The organism is Pseudomonas sp. JV414 (assembly GCF_032424305.1).
GTDB lineage: Bacteria > Pseudomonadota > Gammaproteobacteria > Pseudomonadales > Pseudomonadaceae > Aquipseudomonas > Aquipseudomonas lini.
The window spans coordinates 11,547-26,237 of the sequence record NZ_VYKC01000011.1; the positions used below are offsets into that span (position 1 = coordinate 11,547).

Annotated in this window: 19 protein-coding genes; 10 read left to right on the plus strand and 9 right to left on the minus strand. The window is 59.1% G+C overall.

The window, feature by feature from the left end:
• The first annotated feature begins 23 nt into the window (after positions 1-23).
• Positions 24-344 carry a DUF2388 domain-containing protein gene (locus F6R97_RS13860; RefSeq protein WP_038980296.1) on the plus strand — a complete coding sequence of 107 codons (321 nt, stop codon included), beginning with the start codon at positions 24-26 and terminating at the stop codon, positions 342-344.
• The gene (locus F6R97_RS13865) at positions 341-2,302 is read left to right on the plus strand and encodes a DUF4105 domain-containing protein (protein WP_038980297.1); all 1,962 of its coding nucleotides are present in this window, start codon (positions 341-343) and stop codon (positions 2,300-2,302) included. The genes F6R97_RS13860 and F6R97_RS13865 overlap by 4 nt, the downstream gene beginning before the upstream one ends.
• Positions 2,303-2,350: 48 nt before the next feature.
• Here the strand turns inward: F6R97_RS13865 and F6R97_RS13870 are convergent, their stop codons facing one another.
• The 3 genes from F6R97_RS13870 to trpB all read right to left on the minus strand — a co-directional run bounded on the left by F6R97_RS13870 (position 2,351) and on the right by trpB (position 4,647).
• A complete protein-coding gene (locus F6R97_RS13870) occupies positions 2,351-2,479 on the minus strand; it encodes a hypothetical protein (RefSeq protein WP_267885950.1) in 129 nt (42 codons plus the stop codon).
• A gap of 120 nt (positions 2,480-2,599) precedes the next feature.
• Positions 2,600-3,412 (minus strand): tryptophan synthase subunit alpha, encoded by an 813-nt coding sequence (gene trpA, locus F6R97_RS13875; RefSeq protein ID WP_038980299.1) that lies wholly within the window; start codon positions 3,410-3,412, stop codon positions 2,600-2,602.
• Positions 3,412-4,647 (minus strand): tryptophan synthase subunit beta, encoded by a 1,236-nt coding sequence (gene trpB / locus F6R97_RS13880; RefSeq protein ID WP_007902766.1) that lies wholly within the window; start codon positions 4,645-4,647, stop codon positions 3,412-3,414. The genes trpA and trpB overlap by 1 nt, the downstream gene beginning before the upstream one ends.
• 112 nt (positions 4,648-4,759) lie before the next feature.
• On the opposite strand from trpB, the gene F6R97_RS13885 reads away from it, so the two are divergent.
• Complete coding sequence (locus F6R97_RS13885; RefSeq protein WP_048397309.1) at positions 4,760-5,653, plus strand: LysR family transcriptional regulator; 894 nt, start codon at positions 4,760-4,762, stop codon at positions 5,651-5,653.
• On the opposite strand, the gene F6R97_RS13890 is transcribed toward F6R97_RS13885, so the two are convergent.
• Complete coding sequence (locus tag F6R97_RS13890) at positions 5,650-5,976, minus strand: YqjD family protein (RefSeq protein ID WP_007902771.1); 327 nt, start codon at positions 5,974-5,976, stop codon at positions 5,650-5,652. The two genes, F6R97_RS13885 and F6R97_RS13890, sit on opposite strands and share 4 nt — an antisense overlap.
• Before the next feature lie 156 nt (positions 5,977-6,132).
• Between F6R97_RS13890 and F6R97_RS13895 the strand changes: the two genes are divergently transcribed.
• Both F6R97_RS13895 and F6R97_RS13900 read left to right on the plus strand, forming a co-directional pair.
• Complete coding sequence (locus F6R97_RS13895) at positions 6,133-6,348, plus strand: dodecin (RefSeq protein ID WP_007902773.1); 216 nt, start codon at positions 6,133-6,135, stop codon at positions 6,346-6,348.
• A gap of 130 nt (positions 6,349-6,478) precedes the next feature.
• Entirely contained in the window at positions 6,479-6,703 is a 225-nt protein-coding gene (locus tag F6R97_RS13900; RefSeq protein ID WP_038980303.1) for a DUF1161 domain-containing protein, read from the plus strand.
• A gap of 64 nt (positions 6,704-6,767) precedes the next feature.
• On the opposite strand, the gene F6R97_RS13905 is transcribed toward F6R97_RS13900, so the two are convergent.
• Positions 6,768-7,769, minus strand: coding sequence for an LLM class flavin-dependent oxidoreductase (locus tag F6R97_RS13905; RefSeq protein ID WP_048397313.1), 1,002 nt, complete (start codon positions 7,767-7,769; stop codon positions 6,768-6,770).
• A gap of 238 nt (positions 7,770-8,007) precedes the next feature.
• Here F6R97_RS13905 and F6R97_RS13910 point away from each other — a divergent pair, with 238 nt between their 5' ends.
• Together F6R97_RS13910 and F6R97_RS13915 are read left to right on the plus strand one after the other, a co-directional pair.
• Positions 8,008-8,439, plus strand: a complete 432-nt coding sequence (locus F6R97_RS13910; protein ID WP_038980307.1) for an OsmC family protein — start codon at positions 8,008-8,010, stop codon at positions 8,437-8,439.
• A gap of 170 nt (positions 8,440-8,609) precedes the next feature.
• A complete protein-coding gene (locus tag F6R97_RS13915) occupies positions 8,610-8,843 on the plus strand; it encodes a DUF1161 domain-containing protein (protein ID WP_038980309.1) in 234 nt (77 codons plus the stop codon).
• A gap of 6 nt (positions 8,844-8,849) precedes the next feature.
• Here the strand turns inward: F6R97_RS13915 and F6R97_RS13920 are convergent, their stop codons facing one another.
• Both F6R97_RS13920 and F6R97_RS13925 read right to left on the minus strand, forming a co-directional pair.
• Positions 8,850-9,269, minus strand: coding sequence for a hypothetical protein (locus tag F6R97_RS13920; RefSeq protein WP_315866697.1), 420 nt, complete (start codon positions 9,267-9,269; stop codon positions 8,850-8,852).
• A gap of 40 nt (positions 9,270-9,309) precedes the next feature.
• Complete coding sequence (locus F6R97_RS13925) at positions 9,310-9,726, minus strand: hypothetical protein (RefSeq protein WP_315866698.1); 417 nt, start codon at positions 9,724-9,726, stop codon at positions 9,310-9,312.
• A gap of 58 nt (positions 9,727-9,784) precedes the next feature.
• On the opposite strand from F6R97_RS13925, the gene F6R97_RS13930 reads away from it, so the two are divergent.
• Positions 9,785-10,876 (plus strand): aminopeptidase, encoded by a 1,092-nt coding sequence (locus F6R97_RS13930; RefSeq protein ID WP_315866699.1) that lies wholly within the window; start codon positions 9,785-9,787, stop codon positions 10,874-10,876.
• 113 nt (positions 10,877-10,989) lie between these two features.
• Here the strand turns inward: F6R97_RS13930 and F6R97_RS13935 are convergent, their stop codons facing one another.
• Together F6R97_RS13935 and F6R97_RS13940 are read right to left on the minus strand one after the other, a co-directional pair.
• Positions 10,990-11,640 carry an HAD family hydrolase gene (locus F6R97_RS13935; protein ID WP_050681402.1) on the minus strand — a complete coding sequence of 217 codons (651 nt, stop codon included), beginning with the start codon at positions 11,638-11,640 and terminating at the stop codon, positions 10,990-10,992.
• Positions 11,641-11,685: 45 nt separating this feature from the next.
• Positions 11,686-12,231, minus strand: coding sequence for a gamma carbonic anhydrase family protein (locus F6R97_RS13940; protein ID WP_315866700.1), 546 nt, complete (start codon positions 12,229-12,231; stop codon positions 11,686-11,688).
• Positions 12,232-12,293: 62 nt separating this feature from the next.
• Between F6R97_RS13940 and prlC the strand changes: the two genes are divergently transcribed.
• Positions 12,294-14,384 carry an oligopeptidase A gene (gene prlC, locus F6R97_RS13945; RefSeq protein WP_315866701.1) on the plus strand — a complete coding sequence of 697 codons (2,091 nt, stop codon included), beginning with the start codon at positions 12,294-12,296 and terminating at the stop codon, positions 14,382-14,384.
• Positions 14,381-14,668 (plus strand): YheV family putative zinc ribbon protein, encoded by a 288-nt coding sequence (locus F6R97_RS13950; protein WP_038980320.1) that lies wholly within the window; start codon positions 14,381-14,383, stop codon positions 14,666-14,668. The genes prlC and F6R97_RS13950 overlap by 4 nt, the downstream gene beginning before the upstream one ends.
• The last annotated feature ends 23 nt before the right edge of the window (positions 14,669-14,691 follow it).

A 14,691-nucleotide genomic window follows, 5' to 3' on the forward strand; every position in this document is an offset into this window, starting at 1 on the left:
CCTTGTTCCTCCGGAGTCGTTCCATGCGTAGCCCTCTGATTGCTGCCACCCTTGGCCTGCTGTTGTTGGCCGACGTGGCCCAGGCGCACACCCTGGTAGCCACCAGTAACATCCTCATCAACGCCACCCAGCGCACACTTGATTTCACGTCCGATACCACCACGTCCATCCGTGATTCGAAGATTGTCCGTGAAGCCCAGGACGATGCGGCCAGTTTCGTCGCCAGCGACGGTGAAATCCGCGGTGCGCACCTGGAAGCGGCTTTCGACACCTTGCGCACCCGCGTACCGGAAGCCCGCGACGCCAGTGATCAGGTTCTCGCCGAAGCCATCCTCGCACTGTGAAGTCGCTAGGCGCCTGGCTGTTGGCCGGGGTTGTATTGCTGCTCGGCAATACGGCTCAGGCCGGCCTGCAACTACGGCTCAAGACCGACGGTCTGAGCCCCGCGCAACAGCAGGCCAGTCAGGCACTGCTTGATGAAGCCATGCAGGCGTTACCGCCGCGCTTCATCGAGCAACTGGACCGGCGCATTGATGTCGGCTGGACCGACGACATGCCGAGCGATGCTTACGGTCAGGCGTCGCTGGTGTCCGAGCTGGACCTGAATCGCAATCTGCTCGCCAGCCTCACCAACGGCAGCGCCGCGACCCAAAAAACGTATCGTCCCCACGGTACCGTGCGCCGGGAAATGCTCGCCACGGTGTTGCACGAACTCACCCATATTTATGACCGTGCGCGCCTATGGCCAGCTGCCGAGCGCACACTGATCCAGCGTTGCATGCAACGTAACAGCAGCTCCGGGCTGATCGGTATCCCCGATCAATGCCGTGGTCAGACGGAGCGACGCTGGACCCTCAGCGATGACCCTCGTCTGCTGGATTTGGCCGGCTGGCCGCAATACGTCGGTCGACGCGGCGAGCGCGAACAGCACAACCGGCAGATTGCCCGCAGCCCGGACATCTACGAGACGAGCAGCCCGAAGGAGTTCGTCGCGGTCAACATGGAGTACTTCCTCCTCGACCCAAGCTATGCCTGCCGTCGCCCCGCGCTGTATCGCTACTACAAAGAACATTTCGGCTGGGCTCCTGCCGCAAAAGATACGTGCGGCAAGTCCTTCGCGTTCCTCAATGCGGGTAACGACTTCGCCAAGCAGCCCTTGGGCCAGGTCGATCCGGAGCGGGTTTACGCTGTTGACTATCTACTGGCAGAAGCCAACCAGAACTGGGTCAGCCGCTGGGGTCACAGCATGCTACGACTGGTGATCTGTGCACCGGGTCGGCCTCGCGGGCCGGATTGTCGACTGGATCTGGATCAGCATCTGGTGTTGTCCTACCGCGCCTTCGTCGGTGACCTACAGCTATCGAGCTGGGATGGGCTGGTGGGTAAATACCCGTCGCGCCTGTTTGTCTTGCCGCTGGCCCAAGTGATCGACGAATACACCAAGACCGAACTGCGCAGCCTGGCCTCAGTGCCGCTGAACCTGTCGCAAAGCGAGATCGAAGACGTGGTGGAACACGCCGCGGAAATGCACTGGAGTTACGACGGCAACTATTTTTTCCTGTCCAACAACTGCGCAGTAGAAGGCCTGAAATTACTGCGCAGCAGCACCAACAATGCGCAACTGGTCGGCCTCGACAGCATCATGCCCAACGGTTTGCTGGAAGTGCTCAAGGGCCGCGGACTGGCGGACACCAGCGTATTGGATGATCCCCGTGAAGCACTGCGCCTGGGCTATCGCTTCGACTCCTTCCGCGAGCGTTATCAAGCGATGTTCGAAGTGCTGAAAAAGCATTTGCCGATCAAGCAGGACAAGGTCGAGGACTGGCTGTCCTTGAAAGCTGATGAGCGCCGCAAATGGATTGACCAGGCTGATTTGCGCACCAGCGCAGCGTTGCTGCTGCTGGAGCAGGCCAGTTTCCGTCAGCAGATGGTGCTGGCTCAGGACGAAGTGAAGCAACGCTATCTGGGCGCTCGGGAATTGAAGGATGGCGGCATGGATAAGGCCAATGCGACCTTGCAGGAGATTCTCGCTAACAGCGGCTTCCTCAGTCGGCCGGCCGAACTGCTCGGCACCGGTGGTTATGGTTTGCCACAACCAAACGAGTGGACCCGCCTGGAGTCGGAAAGCAGCCTGCGTCAAAAGCAGCTTCAAGCGCTGACCGGGGATCTCGACAAAGAGGTCAGAGCACTGCTCGAGCCGAGCCGTGCCGCCGAAATGGCCGCCAACGAAGCCAATCTGAAGCAGGTTGGCGAGCATCTGAGGAAGTTACACAAGGCTGCGGGTGGGTTGGAATTGCCCTGAAAGCATAAGATCGTCCGAACGCGGCCCGAACCTTTGGCGGCGCCTGGATCACTTCCCTATGGAGCTGCGGCCGCCGCGATCGCGATCGGCGCGCTGATCGGCGCTAGCATGCAGCAACGGGGTCGCACTGAGCATCAGCACGCCCAGGCTGGCAATCAGACGTTTCGGCATTTTCATCAAGTCTTTCCTCACAGCCATACAGCAAAAAGGGCTTCAGAACGTAGTCCTGAAGCCCTCGGTCTTGCTGTTTAGTCTGTGCCGCGAGGCTCTAATTCCTCTGAATCAGGAACTTTACCTTCAGCTGACCCGCGCTTTACGCACGCCGTTGGACAAGGCCGCGCACAGGCTGAGTACACCCTCCACAGCCTGATCCGGCGTCGAGGCATTGGCGATGTGATCGATCAGTGCCGACCCCACCACCACACCGTCGGCCAGACGCGCGATGGACGCTGCTTGCTCCGGTGTACGGATACCGAAACCGATGCTGATCGGCAGATCGGTATGGCGACGCAGACGGGTGACGGCTTCTTCGACATGTTCCAGAGTCGCCGCGCCCGCACCGGTCACACCCGCAACCGACACGTAGTAAACAAAGCCGGAACTGCCGTTCAATACAGTCGGCAAGCGCACGTCATCAGTCGTCGGAGTGGTCAGACGAATGAAGTCCAGGCCCGCCGCCTGTGCCGGGTCGCACAGCTCGCCGTTATGCTCGGGCGGCATGTCGACCACGATCAAGCCATCGACACCGGCCTCTTTGGCTTCAGCGATGAAACGCGGCACGCCGTACATGTGAATCGGGTTGAAATAACCCATCAGCACCAGCGGAGTCTCGTTATTGCCTTCGCGGAACTCGCGAACCATTTGCAGGGTTTTCGCCAGGTTCTGTTTGGCGCCCAAGGCACGAATGTTGGCCAGTTGAATCGCCGGGCCATCGGCCATTGGATCGGTGAAGGGCATGCCCAACTCGATCACGTCGGCACCCGCTCCCGGCAAGCCTTTGAGGATCGCCAGAGACGTGTCGTAGCTCGGGTCGCCGGCGGTCACGAAGGTCACCAGGGCGGCGCGGTTCTGTTCCTTGAGTTCGGCAAAACGCGTTTGCAGGCGGCTCATCAGTGTTTCTCCTGCTTGGATTGCTCTTGTTGAGAGTGTTCCATGTGGTGCATCACGGTCTGCATGTCTTTGTCGCCACGGCCGGACAGGTTGACCACCATCAGGTGATCTTTCGGCAGCGTCGGTGCGCGTTTGAACACTTCGGCCAGGGCATGGGCGCTTTCCAATGCAGGAATAATCCCTTCCAGACGGCAGCATTTGTGGAACGCGTCGAGGGCTTCATCGTCGGTCACCGAGGTGTACTGGACGCGGCCGATGTCATGCAACCAGGCGTGTTCCGGGCCGATGCCCGGATAGTCGAGGCCGGCGGAAATCGAATGAGCGTCGATGATCTGGCCGTCGTCGTCCTGCAGCAGGAAAGTACGGTTGCCGTGCAGAACACCCGGTACGCCGCCGTTCAGGCTGGCCGCGTGCTTGCCGGTTTCGATGCCATAACCGGCAGCTTCGACGCCGATGATCTCAACGCTCTTGTCATCGAGGAACGGGTGGAACAGGCCCATGGCGTTGGAACCACCGCCAATGCACGCCACCAGGCTGTCGGGCAGACGGCCTTCCTGGGCTTGCAACTGCTCGCGGGTTTCCTTGCCGATCACAGCCTGGAAGTCGCGAACCATGGCGGGATACGGGTGCGGGCCGGCCACGGTGCCGATCAGGTAGAAGGTACTGTCGACGTTGGTCACCCAGTCACGCAGGGCTTCGTTCATCGCATCTTTGAGGGTGCCGGTACCGGCGACCACCGGGATCACTTCGGCGCCCAGCAGCTTCATGCGAAACACGTTGGCTTGCTGACGTTCGATGTCGGTGGTGCCCATGTAGATCACGCAATCGAGGCCGAAACGCGCAGCCACGGTGGCGGTCGCCACGCCGTGCATGCCAGCGCCAGTCTCAGCGATGATGCGCTTCTTGCCCATGCGCCGCGCCAGCAGGATCTGGCCGATGCAGTTGTTGATCTTGTGCGCGCCGGTGTGGTTCAGCTCTTCGCGCTTGAGGTAAATCTTCGCGCCGCCGCAGAACTCTGTCAGACGCTCGGCGAAATACAGTGGGCTTGGACGTCCGACGTAATCTCGCTGGAAGTAGGCCAATTCTTCTTTGAACGCCGGATCTTCCTTGGCCGCTTCGTATTCGCGGGCCAGATCGAGGATCAACGGCATCAGGGTTTCGGCGACGTAACGGCCACCGAACGCGCCGAACAGGCCGTTGGCGTCGGGGCCGTTGCGCAGATTAGTCTGGGTCATGGGTCGCTCCAGTTGTATTCGAGAGGTGACGATGGGGTTCACTCTACCCCTGACATCTCGCACTGAAAACCGATAAGATCGCCACAATCTGTCAGGAAAACTCACATATCCCATGAGCCACGACCTTCCGCCGCTGAACGCCCTTCGCGCCTTCGAAGCCACTGCCCGCCTGAACAGCGTCAGTCAGGCCGCCGAACAGCTGCACGTCACTCATGGTGCGGTCAGCCGACAACTCAAGGTGCTGGAAGAACACCTCGGCGTGAGTCTGTTCATCAAGGATGGACGCGGCCTGAAACTCACAGATGCCGGTGTTCGTTTGCGCGATGTCAGCGGCGAAGCCTTCGAGCGATTGCGCAGCGTTTGCGCCGAACTGACCCAAAGCACCGCCGATGCGCCGTTCGTGCTGGGTTGCTCGGGCAGCCTGCTGGCGCGCTGGTTCATTCCGCGTTTGGGGCGGCTCAATGCAGACCTGCCGGATCTGCGTTTGCACCTGTCGGCTGGCGAAGGCGATCTCGATCCACGGCGGCCCGGCCTGGATGCTTTGTTGGTATTTGCCGAGCCGCCATGGCCGGCGGACATGCAGGTCTACGAATTGGCCAGCGAACGCATTGGCCCGGTCATGAGCCCACGATTCGTCGGCTACGAAAGGCTGCAGAATGCACCGGCAAACGCACTGTTGACCGAACCCTTGCTGCACACCACCTCACGCCCGCAAGCCTGGCCGAGTTGGGCACAGCAAAGCGGCCTCGACTCCAAGGCGCTGAAGTACGGTCAGGGGTTCGAGCATTTGTATTATTTGCTGGAGGCGGCAGTGGCCGGGCTGGGTGTGGCCATCGCTCCTGAGCCGCTGGTGGCCGAGGACTTGAAAGCCGGCCGCCTGGTTGCGCCATGGGGTTTCTGTGAAACCCCGGCGCAACTGGCGTTATGGCTACCCAAGCGCGCCGCGGACGGGCGCGCTCGGCAATTGGCGCAGTGGCTTAAAAACGAACTGCGCCAAGCATCTTAATTACCGCGCTTGCACAGCAGATAGGCCGCGAGCAGGCCCAACGCACCAACGGCGACGCCGGCTGTAGTCCAAGGATGTTCCTGGGCGTAGTCACGCGTCGCGATCCCGGTTTCACGGGTTTTGACCTTGACCTCTTCATAGGCATCGGAGAGCAGATGACGCGAATGCTTCAGCGCGTTCTCGGCGTTGATTTTCAGCGTTTTAAGGGTTTTACGCGACTCGTCCGAGGCGTCGTCCTTCAGGCTTTCCAACGATTTCAGCAGACTCTCGATCTCGGCTTCCATGCTTTGCAATGAGGCTTTGCGTAACGAGGTATTGGCCATGGTGGCTCTCCTGCATTGTTGATGAGTGGCGTGTGTTGGTTGGGACTTCAAGGGTTCGGGAAAGTGCAGTAAATCTGAACTTCCCCCCGGATTAGTCGACAGAAGAAATAAGAAAAATCACTGCTAGGCTGTATTTCACACCCTTAGGAGAACGCCATGACTGATCATCACACCTACAAAAAAGTCGAGCTGGTTGGCTCATCCACCACCAGCATTGAAGATGCGATCAACAACGCCTTGGCCGAAGCCAACAAAAGCCTCAAGTACATGGAATGGTTTGAAGTGACCGAAACCCGTGGGCACATCAAGGACGGCAAAGCGGCACACTTTCAGGTGACGCTCAAAGTCGGATTCCGGATTGCCAGTAGCTGAGCTTAAGCTAGTCTTCTGAACTTGCGCGCCGGCCGAATGCCATAGGGAATGGCAAAGCGCTACGTGGTGAGTGCGTCCGGTCGATAGCTGGATGCCCTCCCCCTATTGATCCGACCAGGGAGTGCAACCCATGAAGAAGTTTATTTTGGCGATAGGTTTGTTGAGCCTTGCGGGAACAGCCTTTGCCCAGGGCAAGTCATGCGACGAGCTGAAAGCCGAAATCTCAGCGAAACTGGATGCCAAGGGCGTTTCCAATTACACACTGGAGATCATCGACAAAGGCGCTGCTGCTGACGGAAAAGTCGTCGGCACCTGTGAAAAAGGCTCCAGGCAAATCGTCTACAAGCAGGGCTGACCGCCCTCGAAAATGAAAAAGCCGACGCAATGGCGTCGGCTTTTTTGTGGGTGCGGTTTGCGCTTCAGCCCTTCATGAGCTGCGCCAGCAACTCATAGGAGTGCAGGCGATCGGCATGTTCGTACAGGTCACAGGTAAAAATCAGCTCATCGGCCTGAGTCTGTTCGATCAGCACTTCCAGCTTGGCGCGGATTTTCTGCGGGCTGCCGACCATGGCCAAGCCCAGGAAATCACCGACCGCTTCTTTCTCATGGGGCAGCCACAGGCCTTCCATGGTCTTCACTGGCGGGCGTTGCACCAGGCTCTGGCCACGCATCAACGCGAGGATTCGCTGATAAACCGAAGTGGCCAGGTAGTCGGCTTGCTCATCGGTGTCTGCAGCCACCAGTGGCACGCCGAGCATCACGTAAGGCTTATCCAATACCGCTGAAGGCTTGAAGTGGTTGCGGTAGACGCGAATTGCCTCATGCATGAAGCGCGGTGCGAAATGTGAGGCGAAGGCGTAGGGCAAACCGCGCTCACCGGCCAACTGCGCACTGAACAGGCTCGAACCCAATAACCAGATCGGAACGTTGGTGCCGGTACCCGGCATGGCAATGATCCGCTGATCCGGCGTGCGTGGGCCGAGGTAGCGCATCAGTTCGGTCACGTCTTCCGGGAAGTCGTCGGCGCTGCCGGAGCGCTCACGACGCAAGGCGCGGGCGGTCATCTGATCGGAGCCGGGGGCGCGCCCCAGGCCCAGGTCGATCCGTCCCGGGTACAGACTTTCAAGGGTACCGAACTGTTCAGCGATCACCAGCGGCGCGTGGTTGGGCAGCATCACGCCACCCGAACCGACACGAATGGTCGAAGTGCCGCCAGCCAGATAGCCCAGCAGCACCGAGGTCGCCGAACTGGCGATCCCGTCCATGTTGTGGTGTTCAGCGACCCAGAAGCGGTTATAGCCGAATTTTTCGACGTGCTGCGCCAGGTCCAGGGAATTGTGCAGGGACTGGGCTGCACTGCCGTTCTCCCGCACGGGCACCAGATCGAGGGTCGAGAACTTGATATCGGATAGTCGTTTCATAAACCTGCTTCTCCAATGGGTAAGCAGGTTTTTTCATGAACGAAAACCTGCCGAGTCTATAAGCGTGTTCTATGCAATGAGGGCATATACCCGAGTTTCAATAGGAGAGACAAAATTCCTACACGATTAGCGGATCAATCAGATGAGGTGAACTTTGGCTGACGGTCTATCCTCAGAACCCTGGTAACCGAAAACCACGAAGGCGCGACGTTTCGCGCCGGATCTTGAGGAGGCAGACATGGCTATCACAAAGAAAGCATCGGCTCATTGGGAAGGTGATCTGAAAACCGGTATCGGCTCGATTTCCACGGAAACCGGCGTCCTCAGAGAAGCGCCCTACGGCTTCAAGGCCCGTTTCGAAGGGGGTAAAGGCACCAATCCGGAAGAGCTGATCGGCGCGGCTCACGCGGGCTGTTTTTCCATGGCGTTTTCAATGATTCTCGGCGAGGCCAACCTTAAGGCCGACAGTATCGATACCAATGCCGAAGTTACCCTGGACCAGGTAGACGGTGGCTTTGCAATCACAGCGGTAAAACTGATTCTCAAGGCGAAAATCCCCGGGGCGACCCAGGCGCAATTCGAGGAACTGAGCAACAAAGCCAAAGAAGGCTGCCCGGTGTCCAAAGTGCTGAATGCGAAAATCAGCCTGGATGCAACGTTGGTCAGCTGATAATGGGTTGATACGTTGGCGGGTAAAAGATCGCAGCCTTCGCGGGCTCCCTTGCGCAGGTTGCGGTCTTTTTTGCCCTGGAACATAACCTGACAGACAAAATTGTGGTCGAATAAATGACAGCAGCTTCAGCGCATCACCCTGCGCGCTGCCTTAAGGGAGCTTCAACCATGAAACGTTTTGCCTTGGCGGTTATCTGTTGCACGCTGGCCACATCGGCCCTCGCGGCACCGAAATCCTGTGAGGAACTCAAGGCCGAGATCGAAGCCAAGATCCAGGCCAATAACGTCTCGTCCTACACTCTGGAAATCGTCACCAACGACGAAGTGCACGATCAGAACATGGTGGTCGGCACGTGCGAAGGCGGCACCAAGAAAATCATCTACCAAAAAAATGACCGTTGATTCGTCTCACATGACGCAGTTGGTCAGTCGATCCTCGGCAACAACCTCCCGCTTGGCGTTGTACAGCCGGGCGCTGGGGGTGAACGCTATGGAACGCGCTTCCAGCAGGTAACGCTGGCCGGCCTCGAAATGGTCGTAGTTGATGGTCAAGTAGCACAGCCGCTCCAGCGGAGCGTTCATCAAGCCCGAGCCACCACCAAGCACTTCAAAATCGAAACGTACTCTCAGTTCATGGCTTCCCGGGGTGACCTGGAAGTAACGCCCGTCGCTCAGCCGCTGGTTGTCCAGCCGTTCGGCCATCAGTAGTTTCCCGCCGGGGCTCGGCGTAGCGAAGTCGACCCAGGCCATCTGCGGATCGACCGCCGGCAACGGACTCGTGCAACCGACAAAGGCGCCTGCAGCGAGCAACAGCAACAACCTGCGCATGATGAATTTCCCAAGGACTGATCATTCAGCATAGCGTCGATCAAGTACGTTGGCAGCCTGCCGGTGTGCCCTGCCCAATCACTTTTCGCTGTTTATCATAGAGCTTCGCCCACGGCCGAAAGCCGATATAGCCCGCTTGCAGCTGATATCGCTGACCGGCGTTGAAGTCCTTGAATTTCACATTCAGCTGGCAGTCGCGCCACAGCGGCTCGGCGTCGGGGCCAATGTTGGTCGGCTGGACTGCGAACAAGTAGCGAACCGTCAGCTCATGGCTGCCCGGCTGTACCTCGAAGTAGCGCTTATCGATGGAAGCCTTGTCATCGACTTCCACCGCTTGCAGCGCGGTGTCTTCCTGCCGTGAATCCAGATCGATCCATGCCTGCGAAGGATCAGGGGTGGGCAGTCCAGCACAACCGGCCAGCATCAGCAGGCCTCCCGTCAGCATCAACTTGCGCATAGCGGAGCTCCAATAGGCGGGATAGTCTTGCGGGCAGACTTTCCAGGGATGATTCATTTTGATCAGGCCGCGTCCAAGCCTTGGGTTACTTGATCGCGTTTTACGCATTTTGTTTCCGGGGATGCTTCTTTTGTTATTTAACGGCTGCACCAGCATCAGCTATTACGGCCAATTGGCCAGTGGTCAGCTGCACTTGCTGCGGGCACGGGAGCCGGTTTCCAGTGTGATTGCCGATCCCGGCCGCGATCAGCAATTGCGCGCGCATCTGGCCCAATCACAAAAGGCCCGGACATTCGCCAGCCAACGTCTGCACCTGCCGGATAACCAGAGCTACCGCCTGTACGCCGACATCGGCCGACCGTTTGTAGTCTGGAACGTCTTTGCCACGCCGGAGTTTTCGCTGAAGCCGCAGAACCATTGCTTCCCCATCGCTGGCTGCGTCGCCTATCGCGGGTATTACAGCCAGAGCGCTGCCCGCGGTGAGGCCGCGTTGCAACGATTGCAAGGTATGGACGTGTCGATTGGCGGCGTCGAGGCCTATTCGACGCTCGGTTGGTTCAACGACCCGATCATGAGCTCGATGATGGGTTGGGGCGACGAACGGTTGGCCACGCTGATTTTCCACGAACTCGCCCATCAACGTTTTTATGTGAAAGACGACACCGAGTTCAACGAGTCCTTCGCCACCTTCGTCGAGCAGGAAGGCACTCGCCAATGGCGCGCATTCCGAGGCATGCCGCCGGATAATGGAGCTTTGGAGCAGCAACGCGATCAGTTCATCCAATTGATTCTGGACGCCCGCAAGAGGCTGGAACGGCTTTACGCCCTGCCGCTGCCTGCCGGGCAAATGCGCGAGCGAAAAGCGGCAGAGTTCGAACAATTGCGCCGTGAGTACCGGACGTTACGCGACAGCCAATGGGCCGGGAACAAACGCTACGATGCCTGGATCAACACCCCGATGAACAATGCTCGACTGCTCCCGTTTGGTTTGTATGACCAGTGGGTGCCGGCGTTTGCCGTGCTGTTCGGGCAGGTCGATGGGGATTGGGTGAGGTTTTATGCGGCGGTGGAGAAATTGGGCGCGTTACCGGTTGAGGAGCGTAAGGCGGCGTTGAAGGTGTTGGCGGGATCAAAGAGCCCCGGTGGCTGAACGGGCCTCTTCGCGGGCAAGCCTCGCTCCCACATTAGATCGGTATATGCCAACGCCCTTTGGCAAAATACAAATCCCCTGTGGGAGCGGGCTTGCCCGCGAAGGCAATTCAACTAACGCTGCCAAAACGCCTGATGCATCTCCTCCAGCGTTTCAAAGTGATACGCCGGTGCTTCGGCGCTCAACTCTTCCCGGCTGCCAAACCCGTATCCCACCGCTGCCGCATCCAGCCCATTGCTGCGAGCGCCGATCAGATCGTGTTTACGGTCACCGATCATCAGCGTATTGGCCGGGTCCAGGCCTTCTTCGCTCATCAAGTGCGCAATCAGCTCGACCTTGTTGGTCCGCGTACCATCCAGCTCGCTGCCGTAAATCACTTTGAAATGCCTGGCGAAGTCGAAGTGACGGGCGATTTCCCGGGCGAAAACCCACGGCTTGGAAGTCGCGATGTACAGCTGTCGCCCTTGCCCACCAAGGGTTTCCAGCAATGGCATGACGCCATCGAACACGCGATTTTCATACAGGCCGGTGACTTTGAAACGCTCGCGATAGAAGTTCACCGCTTCCCACGCCTTGGGCTCGTCGAAGTCGTAGAACTGCATGAACGCCTGCAACAACGGCGGGCCGATGAAGTGCTCGAGCCTGGTCAGGTCCGGCTCATCGATCCCCAGTTTGCTCAGGGCGAACTGGATGGAACGGGTGATGCCTTCGCGCGGGTCGGTCAGCGTGCCATCGAGGTCGAACAGTACGGTTTGGTAATGCATGAAAATTCCTGGGCAATAGCGAAACGCTTTCCGTTATGAAAAGGCTTAGAGCTGGTCGTAGCCTTCGGCCAGATGCAGATCCTTGAGCTTCACGTAGTTCGCCGCGCTGTAGGTGAAAAAGGCTTTTTCCTTGTCAGTCAGCGGGCGGATCTGTTTCACCGGGCTACCGACGTAGAGGAAGCCGCTTTCCAGACGCTTGCCCGGGGGTACCAGGCTGCCGGCGCCGATGATCACATCGTCCTTGACCACCGCACCGTCCATGACAATGCTGCCCATGCCGATCAGAATCCGGTTGCCCACGGCGCAACCATGAAGCATGACTTTATGCGCGATGGTCACATCGTCACCGATCAGCAGCGGGAAGCCATCGGGGTTGAAGGGTCCGGCGTGGGTAATGTGCAACACACAGCCGTCCTGCACGCTGGTGCGTGCACCGATTCGGATGCGATGCATGTCGCCGCGGATCACTGTCAGCGGCCAGACGGAGCTGTCTTCGCCGATTTCGACGTCGCCGATCACCACTGCCGAGCCGTCGACAAAGGCGCCTTTGCTCAACAGCGGCGTGTGGTTCTGATACTTGCGAAGGGTCACGATAGGCTCTCTCTCTTTTGCTGATAGCTGCGGTGAGCGTCGATTGTAATTAAGATGGGGCCATGTTTCTTCCCGCATGTTTTCCAGTCAAGGTGCCAACCGTGAGCGTGAACAACCCTCTTCTGCAGTCCTACGACCTGCCGCCGTTCTCGGCGATCCGTGCCGAACACGTACAACCGGCCATTGAACAGATCCTGGCTGACAACCGCGCCGCCATCGTCGATATCCTCAAAACCCAAGGTACACAACCGACCTGGGCCGGCCTGGTACTGGCGATGGATGAGCTCAACGATCGTCTGGGCGCCGCCTGGAGCCCTGTCAGCCATCTCAATGCCGTGTGCAACAGCGCCGAGTTGCGCGAAGCCTACGAGTCCTGCCTGCCGGCCCTGAGCGCCTACGCCACCGAGCTGGGCCAGAACCGTGAACTGTTCCAGGCCTATGAAGCACTGGCCAACAGCCCTGAAGCCGCCGGTTTCGACGTGGCGCAGAAAACGATCCTGGAACACGCCCTGCGTGACTTCCGTCTGTCGGGTATCGACCTGCCTGCGCCTGAGCAAAAGCGTTACGCCGATGTGCAGAGCAAACTGTCGGAGCTGGGCAGCCGCTTCTCCAATCAATTGCTCGACGCCACCCAGGCCTGGACCAAGCACGTCACCGACGAAGCTGCCCTCGCCGGCCTGACTGAATCGGCCAAGGCGCAAATGGCCACCGCCGCGCAAGCCAAAGAGCTGGATGGCTGGTTGATCACCCTGGAATTCCCGAGTTACTACGCGGTGATGACCTACGCCCAGGACCGCGCCCTGCGTGAAGAACTCTACGCCGCCTACTGCACCCGTGCGTCGGACCAAGGCCCGAATGCCGGTCAGAATGACAACGGCCCGGTCATGGAAGAAATCCTCGACCTGCGTCAGGAACTGGCAAAACTATTGGGCTTCACCAGCTTCTCGGAGCTGAGCCTGGCCACCAAAATGGCCGAGTCCAACGATCAGGTGCTGAGTTTCTTGCGCGACCTGGCCAAACGCAGCAAGCCGTTCGCCGCCCAGGATCTGCAACAGCTCAAGGCCTACGCCGCCGAACAAGGTTGCCCGGACCTGCAAAGCTGGGACAGCGGTTTCTACGGGGAAAAACTTCGCGAACAGCGCTACAGCGTCGCCCAGGAAACCCTTCGCGCTTACTTCCCGATCGACAAGGTTCTGGGTGGGCTGTTCAGCATCATCCAGCGCCTGTACGGCATCGAGATCGCCGAGCTGAAAGGCTTCGATACCTGGCACCCGGACGTTCGCCTATTCGAGATCAAGGAAAACGGCCAGCACGTCGGTCGTTTCTTCTTCGATCTGTATGCCCGCGCCAACAAGCGCGGTGGGGCCTGGATGGACGGTGCCCGCGATCATCGCCGCACAATCAATGGCGTGCTGCAAAGCCCTGTGGCGAATCTGGTGTGCAACTTCACCCCAGCCGACAGCGGTAAACCGGCTCTGCTGACTCATGATGAAGTGACTACGCTGTTCCACGAATTCGGTCATGGTCTGCATCACCTGCTGACCCGCGTCGAGCATGCTGGCGTGTCCGGCATCAACGGCGTGGCTTGGGATGCGGTCGAGCTGCCAAGCCAGTTCATGGAAAACTGGTGCTGGGAGCCGGAAGGTCTGGCGCTGATTTCCGGTCACTACGAAACCGGCGAGCCGTTACCCCAGGATTTGCTGGAGAAAATGCTCGCGGCGAAGAACTTCCAGTCCGGCCTGATGATGGTCCGCCAGCTGGAATTCTCGCTGTTCGACTTCGAATTGCACGCCACTCACGGCGACGGTCGTAGCGTGCTGCAAGTGCTCGAAGGTGTGCGCGACGAGGTCTCGGTCATGCGTCCGCCGGCCTACAACCGTTTCCCCAATAGCTTCGCCCACATCTTTGCCGGCGGTTACGCGGCGGGTTACTACAGCTATAAATGGGCTGAAGTATTGTCGGCCGATGCCTTCTCGAAATTCGAAGAAGAGGGCGTGCTCAATGCCGAGACCGGTCGCGCCTTCCGTGAAGCGATCCTGGCGCGGGGCGGTTCCCAGGAACCAATGGTGCTGTTCGTCGACTTCCGTGGCCGTGCCCCATCGATTGACGCACTCTTGCGTCACAGCGGCCTGAGTGAGGACGCGGCAGCATGAGTGAGGGACCTGTGATTACCAAAAAACGCTTTATCGCCGGGGCGGTCTGCCCGGCCTGCAGCGAGCCGGACAAGTTGATGATGTGGAGCGAAGATGCCGTTCCGCATCGCGAGTGCGTGGCCTGCGGTTATTCCGACACGCTGAATGAACAAGGTCTGTCGGTGCCCAAGGAATTGGGCACGCGGGTCAATACTTCGGCGCTCAAGGTGCCGGACGCCAAGGTCCAGGCCGTGCAGTTTTTTCCGAACCCGAAGCTGAAGAAGAACCCAGACGAGCAACACTGAGTGCTGGCAACCACCTTCCACTG